19 protein-coding genes are annotated in these 15277 nt (G+C 61.0%); 10 read left to right on the top strand and 9 right to left on the bottom strand.

Annotated features, from left to right (window positions below):
- Window positions 1–7: 7 nt before the first annotated feature.
- The 6 genes from ACKJSM_RS19315 to ACKJSM_RS19340 all read right to left on the bottom strand — a co-directional run bounded on the left by ACKJSM_RS19315 (window position 8) and on the right by ACKJSM_RS19340 (window position 6290).
- Window positions 8–1801, bottom strand: coding sequence for a DUF1302 domain-containing protein (locus ACKJSM_RS19315; RefSeq protein WP_236178179.1), 1794 nt, complete (start codon window positions 1799–1801; stop codon window positions 8–10).
- A 545-nt stretch (window positions 1802–2346) separates the two neighbouring features.
- Window positions 2347–3258: an SDR family oxidoreductase gene (locus ACKJSM_RS19320; protein ID WP_236178178.1), complete on the bottom strand. Its 912-nt coding sequence runs from the start codon at window positions 3256–3258 to the stop codon at window positions 2347–2349.
- Window positions 3259–3410: 152 nt separating this feature from the next.
- A complete protein-coding gene (locus ACKJSM_RS19325; RefSeq protein WP_410238574.1) occupies window positions 3411–4313 on the bottom strand; it encodes an alpha/beta fold hydrolase in 903 nt (300 codons plus the stop codon).
- Window positions 4313–5095, bottom strand: a complete 783-nt coding sequence (locus ACKJSM_RS19330; protein WP_236178176.1) for a class II aldolase/adducin family protein — start codon at window positions 5093–5095, stop codon at window positions 4313–4315. The genes ACKJSM_RS19325 and ACKJSM_RS19330 overlap by 1 nt, the downstream gene beginning before the upstream one ends.
- A gap of 132 nt (window positions 5096–5227) precedes the next feature.
- The gene (locus ACKJSM_RS19335) at window positions 5228–5914 is read right to left on the bottom strand and encodes an LrgB family protein (RefSeq protein WP_007957226.1); all 687 of its coding nucleotides are present in this window, start codon (window positions 5912–5914) and stop codon (window positions 5228–5230) included.
- Complete coding sequence (locus tag ACKJSM_RS19340; RefSeq protein WP_236178175.1) at window positions 5904–6290, bottom strand: CidA/LrgA family protein; 387 nt, start codon at window positions 6288–6290, stop codon at window positions 5904–5906. The genes ACKJSM_RS19335 and ACKJSM_RS19340 overlap by 11 nt, the downstream gene beginning before the upstream one ends.
- 95 nt (window positions 6291–6385) lie before the next feature.
- Here ACKJSM_RS19340 and ACKJSM_RS19345 point away from each other — a divergent pair, with 95 nt between their 5' ends.
- On the top strand, window positions 6386–7273 hold the full coding sequence (locus ACKJSM_RS19345; RefSeq protein ID WP_236178174.1) for a LysR family transcriptional regulator: 888 nt from the start codon (window positions 6386–6388) through the stop codon (window positions 7271–7273).
- Here the strand turns inward: ACKJSM_RS19345 and ACKJSM_RS19350 are convergent.
- Window positions 7263–7718, bottom strand: coding sequence for a flavodoxin (locus ACKJSM_RS19350; protein WP_236178173.1), 456 nt, complete (start codon window positions 7716–7718; stop codon window positions 7263–7265). The genes ACKJSM_RS19345 and ACKJSM_RS19350 overlap by 11 nt on opposite strands.
- A gap of 152 nt (window positions 7719–7870) precedes the next feature.
- Here ACKJSM_RS19350 and ACKJSM_RS19355 point away from each other — a divergent pair, with 152 nt between their 5' ends.
- The gene (locus ACKJSM_RS19355; RefSeq protein WP_236178172.1) at window positions 7871–8347 is read left to right on the top strand and encodes a PAS domain-containing protein; all 477 of its coding nucleotides are present in this window, start codon (window positions 7871–7873) and stop codon (window positions 8345–8347) included.
- A gap of 54 nt (window positions 8348–8401) precedes the next feature.
- Complete coding sequence (locus tag ACKJSM_RS19360) at window positions 8402–9007, top strand: hypothetical protein (protein ID WP_007957217.1); 606 nt, start codon at window positions 8402–8404, stop codon at window positions 9005–9007.
- A gap of 3 nt (window positions 9008–9010) precedes the next feature.
- Here ACKJSM_RS19360 and ACKJSM_RS19365 read toward each other — a convergent pair whose 3' ends face one another.
- Window positions 9011–9970 carry a MerR family transcriptional regulator gene (locus ACKJSM_RS19365; RefSeq protein WP_236178171.1) on the bottom strand — a complete coding sequence of 320 codons (960 nt, stop codon included), beginning with the start codon at window positions 9968–9970 and terminating at the stop codon, window positions 9011–9013.
- A gap of 209 nt (window positions 9971–10179) precedes the next feature.
- On the opposite strand from ACKJSM_RS19365, the gene ACKJSM_RS19370 reads away from it, so the two are divergent.
- The 6 genes from ACKJSM_RS19370 (at window position 10180) to ACKJSM_RS19395 (ending at window position 13167) form a co-directional block, all read left to right on the top strand.
- Window positions 10180–10749 carry an antibiotic biosynthesis monooxygenase gene (locus ACKJSM_RS19370; RefSeq protein ID WP_236178170.1) on the top strand — a complete coding sequence of 190 codons (570 nt, stop codon included), beginning with the start codon at window positions 10180–10182 and terminating at the stop codon, window positions 10747–10749.
- A gap of 56 nt (window positions 10750–10805) precedes the next feature.
- The gene (gene folM / locus ACKJSM_RS19375; RefSeq protein ID WP_236178169.1) at window positions 10806–11516 is read left to right on the top strand and encodes a dihydromonapterin reductase; all 711 of its coding nucleotides are present in this window, start codon (window positions 10806–10808) and stop codon (window positions 11514–11516) included.
- Between the two features lie 22 nt (window positions 11517–11538).
- Window positions 11539–12099, top strand: a complete 561-nt coding sequence (gene folE / locus ACKJSM_RS19380) for a GTP cyclohydrolase I FolE (protein WP_410238575.1) — start codon at window positions 11539–11541, stop codon at window positions 12097–12099.
- Window positions 12100–12471, top strand: coding sequence for a dihydroneopterin triphosphate 2'-epimerase (folX, locus tag ACKJSM_RS19385; protein ID WP_007957207.1), 372 nt, complete (start codon window positions 12100–12102; stop codon window positions 12469–12471).
- A 68-nt stretch (window positions 12472–12539) separates the two neighbouring features.
- Entirely contained in the window at window positions 12540–12836 is a 297-nt protein-coding gene (locus ACKJSM_RS19390; RefSeq protein WP_236178166.1) for a DUF1244 domain-containing protein, read from the top strand.
- The gene (locus tag ACKJSM_RS19395) at window positions 12829–13167 is read left to right on the top strand and encodes a HopJ type III effector protein (protein ID WP_410238576.1); all 339 of its coding nucleotides are present in this window, start codon (window positions 12829–12831) and stop codon (window positions 13165–13167) included. The genes ACKJSM_RS19390 and ACKJSM_RS19395 overlap by 8 nt, the downstream gene beginning before the upstream one ends.
- A 63-nt stretch (window positions 13168–13230) precedes the next feature.
- Here ACKJSM_RS19395 and trxB read toward each other — a convergent pair whose 3' ends face one another.
- Entirely contained in the window at window positions 13231–14193 is a 963-nt protein-coding gene (gene trxB / locus ACKJSM_RS19400) for a thioredoxin-disulfide reductase (RefSeq protein WP_410238577.1), read from the bottom strand.
- Between the two features lie 312 nt (window positions 14194–14505).
- Between trxB and cysZ the strand changes: the two genes are divergently transcribed.
- On the top strand, window positions 14506–15258 hold the full coding sequence (cysZ, locus tag ACKJSM_RS19405) for a sulfate transporter CysZ (protein WP_011332493.1): 753 nt from the start codon (window positions 14506–14508) through the stop codon (window positions 15256–15258).
- The last annotated feature ends 19 nt before the right edge of the window (window positions 15259–15277 follow it).

The raw sequence follows: 15277 nt of genomic DNA on the forward strand, positions 1-15277 counted from the left end.
GGGCAGATCAGAAGTTCACACCGAAGCTCAGGGCCACGAAGTCCCGGTCTTCGAGGGTGTTGTAGTCACCGCCGAAAAAATCGGTGTAACTCAGGCTCGCGGTATAGGTGTTGCGGTAGTCGGCATCGACTCCGACGCTGACAGCCTTGGCGCCTTCGTTGAACAGACCGTTGGGGCCATAGCCGGCGACGTCGTGGGACCAGGACAGGTTGGGTTTGAGGTTGATCCCGCCGATCACGTTGGCGTAATCGAGGATCGCCCGGGCACGATAGCCCCAGGAGGTGGACGTGACGAAACCGTCGGTGTCACCGCCGAAACCATACTGGCCGTAGACCGAGTCGCGGCCGTAACGCAGCTTGTTGCGCGACTCCAGGCCGCCGACTCGCACCACCGCCGCTTCGCCGACCAGGGTCAGGCGCTGCGCCCCCCAGACCTGATCGACAAAGTGCGTCAGCGTGCTCTGGATCTGCGTCACTTCCTTGCGCCGGTAGCCCTTGTTGTCGGCACCCGGGGAGGTGACCAGCGGCGAGGCGGCACCGCCGGCAATCGGATTGAGCAAGGCCAGAGTCAAGTCGTTGGTGTTGACCTGCACCGGCGCATTGGGCCGATAGCTGATCTCGCCGGTCCAGGCGGTGCCGGTCGGCAGCGTGGTGGAGAAGCTTGCACCGTACAGGCGGATGTCTTCCGGGTACTCGAGGTAGTACTGACCGCGCCCGAGCATCACGCTTTGTGCCAGACCCGATCCGCTGCCGGGGGCCAGACCGTTTGCGATCCCGACCATGCCCGGCAGCGCCGCGAGGGTCGAAAGGCCGGCGGTGCTGGTGCCAACGGTCGGTGTGCGGCTGTGGTAATTCATGAAATAGAGACCGTACTCGGTGTCATCGCCGAGCCAGCGCAACGCCGTGCCCCACTGCCCGGAATCCCGCGCATCGCGGTCGCCGCCACGGGGCACGACCACGCCTTCACGGGTCACCTGGATCGGCTGGCCAAAGGCTGCCGCCAGCGGGGCCAACGGGGCGATAGCCGGGTTGCCGACGGTGTAGCCGTTGTTGCAGCCGTCCGCCGCCACGTCGACACCGAAAAAGGTCCCGCAGTTGTCGAGGACGGTCTGATCCCATTCCAGTTGATAGAAGCCCTCGACCGTCAGTTGATCGGTGAGTCCCTGAGAGGCGAACAGCATGTTCACCGGAATCAGCCCTTCCTTGATCTCCGCACCAGGCCGACGAAACGCCGAAACGTCGATCGGGTTGATGCTGTTGATCGAGTTGCCGATGAAGGTGCTTTCGCCCCAGCTCACCACCTGCTTGCCGGCGCGCACGGTGCCCGGCAGATCGGCGATGGAATAGTTGTGATAGACGAACGCATCGAGAATCTGCGCCCCGGAAGACTTCGCGCCCTCCTTGCGGCCCTTGTCACTGATCGGTTTGAACTCGCGGTCTTCGTCCTTGAGTTCGAAGTCGTACCAGTATTTGCCGCGCACGAACACACCGGTGTCGCCGTACTTCAGTTCAAGGTCGTGGATGCCTTTGAAGATCTTGGAAAAAGTCTCGCCCTTCTTGAAGTTCAAACGCCCGTCATCGCCGGTGGAAGACTGACCGGTCCCGCCGTTGACCGTACCGACCAGCGACTTGTCGGCATCGCGCATGCCCCAGCTCGCACCGACCGACAGCGACGAGTCGAACGTGCCTTCGATTTCCCCGATATTGAAAGCGACCGCGTGCGCCTGGGCACAGCAACCCAAAGCCACCGCAGCGGCAAGCGCCTGCGGCGTGAAGATGGCGCGCATTGTTGTTTTTGTCATGCGTCTTCCCCGGTGAGTGACAGAAGGCCCCACCCTACTGCCGCGCCACGGTGAGGATAAGCGCACCAAGGAGGTATTCACGCTGTCGCTCGAAAGGATGAATGCCCACCTGCGACGAGGCTTTGCGCCCGCCATGAACAGGCTGGATGGACCACTATCAACGTAACGGATAATGACCTGCCCGGTGCGCGGCACTGTTACGCGCCCCGTAACAGTGCATGTCTGGAATCGCTATTTTTCCCTGAGGCGTCAGCCCTTATTCTGAGCGGGCTTTCACGGCAGACCGCGAGAAAGCACAAAGTCCGCGACCGAGTCGCCGGCAACCGATTTCTGATGGTGCGAAGCGTTTTTCGATCCATCGCCCCCGGTGTTCACTGACGTTGATTTGTAGCTCCTTGATCCAACGTCTTACCTTGGCCGCTGCGTTTGCAGCGGCCTTTTTTATGGGCGAAGGTTTTTGTTGCAAGTCAGCGGCGCAGGCGCTGGAGGCGAGCACTCAAAGGGGAAAGCAGGACGGGGAAAGTCCTGCCGGATGACCCAAGGGATCAGAGCGAATACTTCTGCAGATTCCCCATCATTTCCTTCAGCGCTTCGATGTTGTCCTTCGGGTGCGCCGCGCCTTCGAAATCACAGATCTGCTGCCAGTGCGCCGCGACGTCTTCCGGGGAAAATCCGACGCGAGGATCGAACCCGGCGCCCAGGCTGCGCTCCCAGCGCACCTTGCCCATCCAGCCGCCGCCGACTTCGAACAAGCCTGAAGTTTCCTGGCATTGTTCGCTGGCCAGGTACACCACCAGCGGGCTGACCAGTTCCGGTTTGAGTTGTTCGAACACTTGCGGCGGGATCAGGCCTTCGGTCATGCGCGTGCCGCCGGTGGGGGCGATGGCGTTGACCAGGATGTTGTTCTTGCGACCTTCGATGGCCAGGGTGCGAGTCAGGCCGTAGAGACCCAGTTTGGCCATACCGTAATTGGACTGGCCGAAGTTGCCGTAGATGCCCGAGGTCGACGCGGTGAAAATCACTCGCCCGTAGTTTTGCTCGCGCAGGTGCGGCCACGCAGCACGGGTCACCTTGTAGGCGCCTTCGACGTGGACGCGATAGACCAGATCCCAGTCGGCATCCTCCATTTTGTGGAAAGTCTTGTCGCGCAGGATCCCCGCGTTATTGACCACTACATCGACACGGCCGAACGCATCAAGCGCGTTCTGCACCAGTTTGTCGCCGTCGGTGACCGAGTCATGGTTGGCTTCGGCGATGCCGCCGGCCTCGCGAATTTCCGCCACCACGCGGTCGGCGGCCGAAGCGTTGGCGCCTTCGCCCTGAGTCGAGCCGCCGAGGTCGTTGACCAGCACTTTGGCGCCCTGTTTGGCGAACAGCAAAGCGTGAGCGCGTCCCAGGCCACCACCGGCTCCGGTGACGATCACGACTTTATCTTCGAAACGCACAGACTCATTCATCGGGGCAACTCCAGCAGGCCTGAGGGACAGTGTCCTTGAGTGTCAGGCACAGAGCGTGCGGTCACAACGAACACGGCTGGGGCTGAATGGTGCGCGATAAGGCTGGGGGATGATGAAAACCTGCCGAGGCGCCAGGCGCCTCGGGCACCAAATCAGGAACACGCCACTTTGCGCGGCGGCAACACGAAGTGATCGCGAAACTCGAGGTAGTGCTTGAGCACCTGCACCGGCGCTTCTATTTGCGGGTAATGACCGATGCCCGGCAACAGCACGGTGTCCGCGTCAGGGATCAACTCGCGATAACGCGCGACCATGTGCGCACCGGAAATCGGATCGACTTCGCCATCGATCACCCGCAACGGCACCTCGCCACGCTGCATCGCCGCAACCCAGCGATCACGCTGAACCCGGCGTTCGGGAATGTAATGAATCAGCTTGTGCATGACGCGTTGCCCGCGATTGCATTCGATCAGGCTCCAGAAATCATCCATCTCACTTTCGCTGGGCCGGGTGCCCGGGCCGAAAATCTGACGGAAACTTTTCACCAGCGCATCGCGAGTAAAGGCCCGGCCGATCATCCAGCCCAAAGGACTGAGCAGCAGCTTTTGCGCCAGCAGCGGTCGATGGGTTTCCGGGAACAGGCCACCGTTGAGGAACACGCAACTGGCAACGTCGATCTGATCGTCGTAATGCCGGGCCAGCAGTTCCTGGGCGACACTGTCGCCGTAGTCGTGGGCCAGAATGTGCACCGGTTGTTCGACCTGCAGCTGCGCCAACAACGCCTGTTGCAGATCGGCCTGCTCCAGCAGGCTGTAGGAATGACTCAGCGGTTTGGCCGAGTCGCCGAAGCCGAGCATGTCGCAGGCAATCACCCGGTAGCGCTGGGACAGCGGTTGCCACAGGTAATGCCAGTCCCAACTGGCCGTCGGAAAGCCATGGATCAGCAGCAGCGGATCGCCCTGCCCGGCCGTCCAGTAACGGATCGACTGACCCCGGAAGACAAACGTCTGGCTGCGTTTGCGCCAGACACTCAGAGGAATCTCGGCGAGAGGCATTAGAGTCTGTACCCCGGGTCTTGTTTATCAAGTTTGCGCAGCAGCGCCGGCCAGGCCAGCGCGCCCCCCATGCCTTGAGCACTTTTGGTGACGCCGGCAATCATCGCCTTGGCGCCTGCCAGAATCTGCGGTTCGATGGCGATCAGTTCGGCACCGCCGGTCTGCGCCATGACCTGGATGTCGCAGGCGCGCTGGAAGGTGAACATCATCAGAAACGTGTCGGCGATGGTGCCGCCGCAGGTCAGCAGGCCATGGTTGTGCAGCATCAGGAAATGGCTGTCGCCCAGATCCGCCTGCAACCGCGCTTTCTCTTCATGGTTGAGCGCCACACCTTCATAGGCGTGAAAGGCCAGGCTCGACAGCACGAACAAAGATTGCTGACTGATCGGCAACACGCCCTGCTTCTGCGCCGACACCGCAACACCCGAAGCGGTGTGGGTGTGCAGCACGCAGGCCACGTCGTGCCGCACTTCATGCACGGCGCTGTGGATCGTATAACCGGCGGGATTGATCTCGTAAGGGCTGTCCATGAGTTTGTTGCCGGCCTGGTCAACCTTCACCAGGCTCGAGGCCGTGATCTCATGAAACATCAGGCCGAACGGGTTGATCAGGAAATCTTCGGTATCGGGCACCTTGGCGGAAATGTGGGTGAAGATCAGATCGTCCCAGCCATGCAGCGCGACCAGACGATAACAGGCGGCCAGATCGACCCGGGTCTGCCATTCCGCGGCACTGACCTGATCTTTGACGTTCACGGACGAAGGGACGGGGGCTACGCTCACTGTCTGCACCTCTGCGTTCTTATTGTTTTTGCGTGTGTCAGCAGTCTAGTCAGCCCCGGACGGTCGCGTAGTTGCATTGGCAGCCAGCTTGATGACTGAACGAGTCAGCGACGCAAGCAGCCTGGATCCATGTCAAAGCAACGACGCCAACAAAGGCGCGGCGAACAGATTGAGCAGCCCCGTCAGCACCATCACCAACCCCGCCACCGAGCCTTCTTCCCCGCCCACTTCATGGGCCCGGCTGACCCCGGCCCCGTGCGCACCGACACCGAACAATGCACCGCGCGCCAAGGCACTGCGCAACGGCAGCCACTTGAGCAGCACACCGCCGAGCATCGCGCCGAACACACCGGTGAACATCACGAACACCGCTGTCAGCTCCGGCACACCGCCCAGGTCCTGTGCCAGCGGCATGGCGAACGGCGTGGTGATCGAGCGCGGTACCAGCGACAGTGTCACCGAACTGTCCAGCGCCAGCGCCTTCGCCAGGCCGAACGACGTGGCGATCGACGCCGCACTGCCGGCCAGCATGCCCAGCAGCAATGCCGACCAATGCCGCACCAGCAATCGCCGCTGTTGCCAGATCGGCACCGCAAACGCCACGGTGACCGGGCCAAGCACCAGCATCAGCCAGTGGGTGTTGCTCGAATATTCGGCGTAAGCGGTGTGCAGCGGCACGGCCAGCGCCAGCAGCAATGCGGGGACCAGAATCAGTGGCGACAGCACGTAGCGCCCGGTCCGGCGATACAGCCAGCGACTGAACAGATAAGCCAGCAACGTGAACGCCAGCCAGAACATCGGCATCAGCTCAAGCTTCATGGGACCGCCTCAGGCGCACGGCCAGTTCCACAGTAAAAGCGGTCACCAGCATCACCATCAATGTGCTGGCCGCGATCACCAACAAGATCCGCCAGCCGTCATCACGCAGCAATGTGCCGTAATCCAGCAGGCTCATCAGTGCCGGAATGAAGAACAGCAGCATCTCGGCCATCAACAGGCCGGCGCCCATTTGCAGCGCCGCCGGTTTGACCCAGCCGAACGCAAAACCCAGCAGCAACAGCGCCATGCCGATCACGCCGCCGGGAATCGGCCAGGCCAGCCACGCTGCGATCTGGCAGCCGAGCAGGTAAAGCGCGAGCAGCACGGCCAGTTCGGCCAGCAGTCGAGAGAGGTATTTAAGGGTCGAGGCTTTCATCGGTGGGCTCCTTTCAGGTGCCTATCTTACGAACCCGGCTACCATCTCCGAAGCGAATTGTTAGACTCAAAGCCATTCCAATCTGGAATCAAGCCATGGAATTCAAACAACTCAAAAGCTTCGTCGAAGTCATGCATCAGGGCGGTTTCACCCAAGCGGCGAAAACCCTGCACATCAGTCAGTCCGCCGTGAGCAAGCAGATCGCCCAGCTCGAACAGAGCCTCGGCACACCGTTGCTCGAACGGCTGGGCTCGCAGATACGCCTGACCGCCGCCGGCAGCGTGGTGCTGCAGCGGGCCGAAGGCATGCTGCGGTTACGCAATGAATTGCTCAGCGAACTCGATGACCTCAGCCAATTGGCACGCGGCGAGTTACGTCTCGGATTGCCCTTGCTGGGCAGCGATGCCTTGTTTGCCGGGCTGTTCGCCGAATACCGACGGCGCTACCCGAACATCAGCGTGCAGTTGCTTGAGGGTGGCAGCCGTAACATCGAACAGGCGGTGCTCAGTGGGGAGCTGGAGTTGGGCGGCAGTCTGCTGCCGAAAGATCCGCAATTCGACTTCCAGCCGTTCTGCGATGAACCGCTGGATGCGCTGTTACCGGTGGATCACCCACTGGCGGCAAAAGGTGAAATCGGTCTGGAGGAATTGGCCGATACGCCGTTCCTTCTGTATCAGCGCAGTTTCGTACTCAACGACCGCTTGCTCCAGGCCTGCCAGCAGATGGGCTTCACGCCGAAGGAAGGCGGACGCAGCGGGCAGGCGGACTTTCTCGCGGCGCTGGTCGCCGCCGGGCAAGGGGTGGTGTTGCTGCCCAGCGTGGTGGCACGCGGCCTGGTGCGGCCAGGCGTGGTGCGCCTGACCCTGAATGCGCCGGACTACTTGCGCTGGGACATCGCCTTCATCTGGCGCCACGGCGCCTACCTGTCGAAGGCTGCCCAGGCCTGGCTGGCGCTGTTGCGCGAGCGCGGGATCAGCCCTTGAGCGTGGCGATCAACTGTTCCAGCCAAGGCTCGGCGTCGGTTTCCGGGGTGACGCTTTCGCTGGCGTCGATACGCAGCATGTCCTGCACTTCGCGCACGCCCAGCTCGCCGAACAATTCGCGCAGTTGCTCGCCGCCACCGCAAAAAGTGTCGCCGTAGCTGGCGTCACCCAAGGCGATCACGGCGCCAGGCAAACCACGCCAGGCCGCCGGCAGTTGATCGCGGATGGCTGAATACAACGGTTGCAGGTTGTCCGGCAGCTCGCCCATGCCGGTGGTCGAGGTCACGCCCAGCAAGGCGTCAGGGCCGAAGGCCTGGAGATCGGCAAGACTGGCGCGGGAGTTGTAGAAGGTTTCAAAACCGGCGGCGTTCAACAGGTTCCGAGCGTGGCGAGCGACTTCTTCGGCTGTGCCGTACACCGAGCCGGAGAGGATGGCGACTTTCATCAATCTGATCCTGAAACTGAAAAAAGAGCGGCGATAGTAACAGCCAGCGACGCCCTGTTGCGATTGGCTCTCGATCAGCGCCGATGGCCAGTAGACAGCGCTGGGCGTTCTTCTACAATGCCCGCCACTGACAACCTTGAAAGGATTCAAAGATGATCAATGCCAGCCTGCTGCAAATGGTGATCAACGCGTCAAACGACGGGATTGTGGTAGCTGAGAAGGAAGGCGATCAGGACAACATCCTGATCTACGTGAATCCGGCTTTCGAAAAACTGACCGGCTACACCCGCGAAGAAATTCTCTATCAGGACTGTCGCTTCCTGCAGGCCGGTGATCGCGACCAGGCCAGCCTGGGTCTGATTCGCGAGGCTCTGAAAAACGGTGGTTCCTGCCGCGAAATCCTGCGCAACTATCGCAAGGACGGCACCCCGTTCTGGAACGAACTGTCCCTGTCGACGGTAAAAAATGCCGACGACGGGCAGACCTACTTCGTCGGCGTGCAAAAGGACGTCACCGTTCAGGTCAAGGCGCAGCAACGGGTTGTGCAGCTGGAAGCCCAGGTGGCGGCACTCGAAGCCGAAGTCGCTGCTTTGAAAGCGACGAACGGCGCAAACAAAACAACGAACTAATTGTCATTAACTACAATCACCAATGACTTTGTAATTATTCATTTCGAGTTAGCCATGCAGCGCGACGCCCTCCTCACTCAGGATGAGCTGGATTTCATCCAGACCATGCAACACAACCCGCAACTCAACGTGCGAGATGCGACGTCGAGCCTGCTGGTCAATGGTGGTTCGCAGATCCGTGATCTGCTCACGCGTCTGGCGGCCCATGAGCAAGTCACCATCCAGGCCAACTTCGAAAATCAGCAGATGACCTTCCCGCTGCATCTGGTGGAAGACGAATTCCACGCCCTGCACCTGCGCCTGGGTGTACCGAGCATTTATGAAGACGGGCCGATGGTGCGCCCATGGCGTCTGACCCTGGAAGAACCGGTGGCACTGGAAAATGCCAAGGGCCAGCCGGGTACGTTGTGGGTGCACGAGGTGTCGCACAAGGGTGTGCTGCTGGAAGTGCGCAACAAGACCAAACCGCCGAAGCATTTTGCCTTGTGGTTCAGCCCCTCGGGCTACGAGCGGATTTCCCTGCGCGGCACGTTCGAGCGGGAAACCGAAAGCGGCTTTTATGCCTACGAGTTAAGCCAGAGTGATGCCGACGAGACCGAGCGTCTGCGCCAGTTCATCCTGCAACAACATCGCCTGACCCACCCAGCCCTGCACACCTGATACTCAGGTGTCCAGCGTCCCCGCCAGAAACTGATTCATGCGCTGGCGCATGGTCGTCCCTTCATTGCCCAGACAGCCGACCGATGATCCGGCCAGGCTGTCCTGCGCCAGATCGGCCGTATCGCCCGCCAGCATCAACTGACAATCAAGACTCAACGCCAGACGGTTCAGCCGTCGCGGCAGCTCGGGGGTCGGGGCGTGATTGGAAAACAGCACCAGGGCCTGGGGTTTGACCCTCTCGCACACCAGCGTCAGTTCGTCGAACGGCTGACCGGTGGTCAACACCCTGACACCCTCGTCATTGCCGCTGAGAAACAGCGCCGCGACCAACAACTCAAGCTCGCGGCACTGACCGGCCAGTGCACTGATGATCACCTTGCGCGGCTGCACGCCCCGCAGCACGACAATCCGCTGCAGCACCTTGGCCCTCAGGAATCCGTCGAAGAACAGCCACTCACTGGTTTGCCCGAACGCATCCTGACGCTGCAGCATTTGCAGCCACAGCGGCATCAGGATGTCCTGAAACACCACGGGCAAGGCATAGGAGGAGAAAATCTGCCCGTAGACCCGATCGAGCAACTGATCGTCGAATGAGCTGACTGCCTGCCTGACCTGTTCTTGCCACTGGAGATAGTCCGCCTGCACCAGATCATCCGGAATGAAGTGGGCCAGCACCTTCGCTGGTTCGGTCTTGGCCAGGATCTTGCCAACCTTGCTCACCGCCACACCCCGATCGATCCAGTCGACGATGCTGCGAACGCGCTCGATATCGGTCATCGAATACAAACGATGCCCGCTTTCGGTGCGCATCGGCTGGATCAACCCGTATCGTCGCTCCCATGCGCGCAACGTCACCGGGTTCACACCGGTCAAACGCGCCACTTCGCGGATAGGGAAAAGATCCTCGCGCTCCAGCGCAACAGATTCCTGCGAAGCAGGGCGAACGTCTGTGATCACAGGCATTGGTGCGGACACGTCCTTGTTGGCAAAGTTGGATCCATTCTACTCCTGATGTCCCATGAGGGTTCAAGCGATCAAATGGAACGAAAGTCTCGGGTTCGTCACGAAAACAAGGAATAATCCTTGCTTGTCAAAAGACGCAGCCTCTACCCCGCGCTGCGTCAGGCGAAGTTCTTACCCGGAACGACGCACATGCAATACGGAGATACACAATGTCTACTTCCCCCGTCACGCTGATGGTCGCGCGTCGTGTCGCCAATGGTCGTTATCAGGATCTGATCGCCTGGCTGCGAGAAGGCGAGCAACTGGCCACCGACTTCCCCGGTTACCTCGGCTCCGGCGTACTGGCTCCGCCTCCCGGCGACGATGAATTCCAGATCATTTTCCGCTTCGTCGACGAACAGACCCTGCACGCATGGGAGCACTCGGCATCGCGCACTGCGTGGCTGGCCCGTGGCAGCGATCTGTTTGCCCACCCGACCGAACATCGGGTCAGCGGGATCGAAGGTTGGTTCGGTGCCGCCGGGCATCGCCCGCCGCGCTGGAAACAGGCCGTGGCGATCTGGCTGGCATTCTTCCCGGTGTCGCTGCTGTTCAATTTCGTCCTGGCTCCGCTGCTTGCGGAAATGAGCCTGTTGCCGAAGATCTTCGTCAGCACGCTGTGCCTGACCCCGTTGATGGTCTACTTCTTCATTCCGCTGTCGACCCGCCTGCTGGCCGGCTGGCTCAACCCGGCGCCTGCGCGCCCGTTGCCCAGCGCCCCGTCCACGCAAAATCGCTGAAGCCGTCGCTCGCGTCGCTGTTATAGTTTTTGCTCTGACTTCGACGCGAGCCGTACATGACTGCTTCCACAGCTCCCATCCTCATCACCGGCGCCGGCCAGCGGGTCGGTCTGCATTGTGCGCAGCGTTTGCTGGAAGACGGCCATCGGGTGATCTTCACCTATCGCAGCGAACGGCCGGGCGTGAAGGTGCTTCGGGATCTGGGCGCCATCGGCTTGCACGCGGACTTTTCCAGCGAAGCGTCGATCCTCGCATTCATCACCGAACTGAAGACCCACACCGACAGCCTGCGCGCCATCGTGCACAACGCTTCGGAGTGGCTGGCGGAAAACGACGACGGCGAAGCCCAAGCCTTCAGTCGCATGTTCAACATTCACATGCTGGCGCCCTACCTGATCAACCTGCATTGCGCCGAACTGCTGCAACGTTCGAGCCCTGCCGACATTGTCCACATCAGCGATGACGTCACGCGCAAGGGCAGCAGCAAACACATCGGCTATTGCGCCAGCAAGGCCGGGCTCGACAGTCTCACGTTGTCCTTCGCTGCGCGCTATGCGCCGTCAATCAAGGTCAACGGCATCGCGCCAGCCCTGCTATTGTTCAATCCCGACGACGACGCGGCGTACCGCGCCAAGGCGCTGGCCAAGTCCGCACTGGGCATCGAACCCGGCAGCGAAGTGATTTATCAGAGCCTGCGCTATCTGCTCGACAACCCTTATGTCACCGGCACGACCCTGACCGTCAACGGCGGGCGGCACGTCAAGTAATACGCCCCCGCGAGGATGCTCCATGACCCGTTCCCTGCCCGAGAATTACCGCGAAATCCTGATCGGTCTCGGTGAAAACCCTGACCGCGAAGGGCTGCTCGACACGCCAGTGCGGGCGGCCAAGGCCATGCAGTATCTGTGTCACGGCTACGAACAGAGCGTCGAGGAGATCGTCAATGGCGCGCTGTTTGCCTCCGACAGCGACGAGATGATCATCGTCGCCGACATCGAACTCTATTCGTTGTGCGAACATCACCTGTTGCCCTTCATCGGCAAGGCCCATGTGGCTTATATTCCGACGGGCAAGGTGCTGGGGCTGTCGAAGATCGCGCGACTGGTGGACATGTTCGCCCGCCGCCTGCAGATCCAGGAAAACCTCACCCGCCAGATCGCCGAGGCGGTCCGGCAAGTCACCGATGCCGCCGGTGTCGCGGTGGTCATCGAAGCCCGGCACATGTGCATGATGATGCGCGGTGTCGAGAAACAGAATTCGACCATGAACACCTCGGTCATGCTCGGCGCCTTCCGCGAGTCGAGCAACACCCGCCAGGAGTTCCTGCAATTGATTGGACGGAGCAAGTAAATGCCACAACTTCAACCGGGAATGGCGCGCATCCGGGTCAAGGATCTGCGCCTGCGCACCTTTATCGGGATCAACGAGGACGAAATCCTCAACAAGCAGGATGTGCTGATCAACCTGACCATCCTGTACGCCGCGCAGGAAGCGGTGCGTGACAACGACATCGACCACGCGCTGAACTACCGCACCATCACCAAGGCGATCATCGCCCACGTGGAAGGCAACCGTTTTGCGCTGCTCGAACGCCTGACCCAGGAGCTGCTGGATCTGGTGATGGCCAACGAATCGGTGCTGTACGCCGAAGTCGAAGTCGACAAGCCGCATGCCCTGCGATTTGCCGAGTCGGTGTCGATCACCCTCGCCGCCAGCCGCTGAACGTGTCTGGCGCTCCGGGCGTCAGACTTTTATCATCCGCGCCACGATTTGACTGCACAGAGCCCATCATGACCGAGCAACAACGCCTCGAACTCGAAGCCGCCGCCTTCCGCCGACTGGTCGCCCACCTGGACAGCCGCAAGGACGTGCAGAACATCGACCTGATGAACCTTGCCGGGTTCTGCCGCAACTGCCTGTCCAAGTGGTACAAGGCCGAGGCCGACGAGCGCCAGATCGAGGTCAGCCTCGACGACGCCCGCGAAGTGGTTTACGGCATGCCGTACGCCGACTGGAAAGCCCAATATCAGCAAGAAGCCAGCGCCGAACAACAAGCGGCGTTCGCCAAAGGAAAACCCCATGACTGATCTGAACACCCTGCGCGCCAGCCTCAAGAGCGGCGAACACGTTTTTGCCGACACCTTGTCCTTCATCGCCGCCGGTTACGACTACCAGCCTCAGGCATTCAACAACGGCGGCGTGGAAAACGCGGCCGGGCAGAATGAAGGTTCGTGCAAGACTCTCGGTCTGGCGCTGCTGGAAGGCCTGAGCGATGAAGAAGCGCTGCTGGCGTTTGGCGAGCACTACCGCTCGGTCGTGGCAACGCCCGAGGGCAGCGATCACGGCAATATCCGTGCGCTGATCCAGCAAGGTCTGGCGGGCGTGAAGTTCGAAGCGCAACCGCTGACACGCCGCTGATTCCGAGCGAATCGCAGGCATAAAAAAACCGGCCAATTGGCCGGTTTTTTCGTTTCTGCGATCTTAGAACGAAGCGTTCTGCAGACCGTCCAGGTAACGCTCGGTGTCCAGTGCCGCCATGCAGCCGGCGCCGGCCGAGGTGATGGCCTGACGGTAAACGTGGTCGGCCACGTCACCGGCAGCGAAGATGCCTTCGACGCTGGTCGCGGTGGCGTTGCCTTCACGACCGCCCTGAACCATCAGGTAGCCGTCTTTCAATTCCAGCTGACCTTCGAACAGCGAGGTGTTCGGGGTGTGGCCGATGGCGATGAACACGCCGTCGACCTTGATTTCGTCGAAGCTGCCGTCGTTGTTCTTCAGACGCGCACCGGTCACGCCCATGTTGTCGCCCAGCACTTCGTCCAGGGTCGCGTTCAGTTTCAGCTCGATCTTGCCTTCGGCCACACGGGCGTTGAGCTTGTCGATCAGGATCTTCTCGGCGCGGAAGGTTTCGCGACGGTGGATCAGGGTGACCTTACTGGCGATGTTGGCCAGGTACAGCGCTTCTTCGACAGCGGTGTTACCGCCACCGACCACGGCCACTGGCTTGTTGCGATAGAAGAAACCGTCGCAGGTCGCGCAGGCCGAAACGCCTTTGCCCATGAACGCTTCTTCCGACGGCAGGCCCAGGTAACGAGCGCTGGCGCCGGTGGCGATGATCAGCGCGTCGCAGGTGTAGGTGCCACTGTCGCCGGTCAGGCTGTATGGCTTGGAAGCGAAGTCCACGGCGTTGATGTGATCGAACACGATCTCGGTTTCAAACCGCTCGGCGTGCTCGCGCATGCGCTCCATCAGTACCGGGCCGGTCAGACCGTGGACGTCGCCCGGCCAGTTGTCGACTTCGGTGGTGGTGGTCAGTTGACCGCCGGCCTGCATGCCGGTGATCAGCAGCGGCTTGAGGTTGGCACGGGCAGCGTAGACAGCAGCGCTGTAACCGGCAGGGCCGGAACCGAGGATGATCACTCGCGAATGACGGACTTCAGACATGAACCTGTCTCCTGTTGACCGGCCGATACATCAGGCGCGGACGCCGGACTGCCGGCGAGAATAAAAAAGGACTGTGGATAACCTTGGGGAAGGCGTGAGCTCGACAGTCCTGTAAAAAGTTGGGTGCAGCGTATCGAGGGGGGCAAGATTAAGGAAATACGGTTTAACAATCCAGCTCATAGGTGGTCTCTATGCCGAGACACTGACGAGATGGATGTCTTTGTTACAGTGAATGTCGATCCCGCTGCCGCGCTTTCACAGGTTCTGCAAAGTCGGTAAGGTCGGCGCGTTTTCCCTTGCTCGGAGCACCTTATGCCCGCCCCTGTTCTGTCCGGCCCGCAATACCTGCGCGAAGGCCTCAAATTGGTCCTCAGCCCCGGCCTGCGCCTGTTCGTGCTGCTGCCGCTGGCCATCAACCTGGTGCTGTTCGTCGGATTGATTTATCTGGCCGGCCACCAGTTCAGCCTGTGGGTCGACACGCTGATGCCGTCGCTGCCCGAATGGCTGAGCTTTCTCAGTTACATCCTGTGGCCACTGTTCGTGGTACTGGTGGCATTGATGGTGTTCTTCACCTTCACGATGCTGGCCAACGTGATCGCTGCCCCCTTCAACGGTTTCCTCGCGGAAAAAGTCGAAGTCGTGGTGCGCGGCACCGACGACTTCCCGGCCTTCAGCTGGGGCGAACTGATCGCGATGATCCCGCGCACCCTGGCCCGGGAAATGCGCAAGCTCGGTTACTTCCTGCCCCGGGCGATCGGCCTGTTCATCCTCTCGTTCATCCCGGTGGTGAACATCGTCGCTGCGCCGCTGTGGCTGCTGTTCGGGGTGTGGATGATGGCGATCCAGTACATCGACTACCCGGCGGACAACCACAAACTCGGCTGGAACGAAATGCTCGCCTGGCTGCGTCAGAAGCGCTGGCAGAGCATGAGTTTTGGCGGCATCGTCTATCTGGTGCTGCTGATTCCGGTGGTCAACATCCTGATGATGCCGGCCGCCGTGGCCGGTGCGACGCTGTTCTGGGTACGCGAGCGCGGGGCCGAGAATCTGGTGACGCAGCGCTGAGGCCGCGTCACAAATCCAT

This window comes from Pseudomonas sp. PHC1, from assembly GCF_046487845.1.
GTDB classification, from domain to species: Bacteria; Pseudomonadota; Gammaproteobacteria; order Pseudomonadales; family Pseudomonadaceae; genus Aquipseudomonas; species Aquipseudomonas sputi.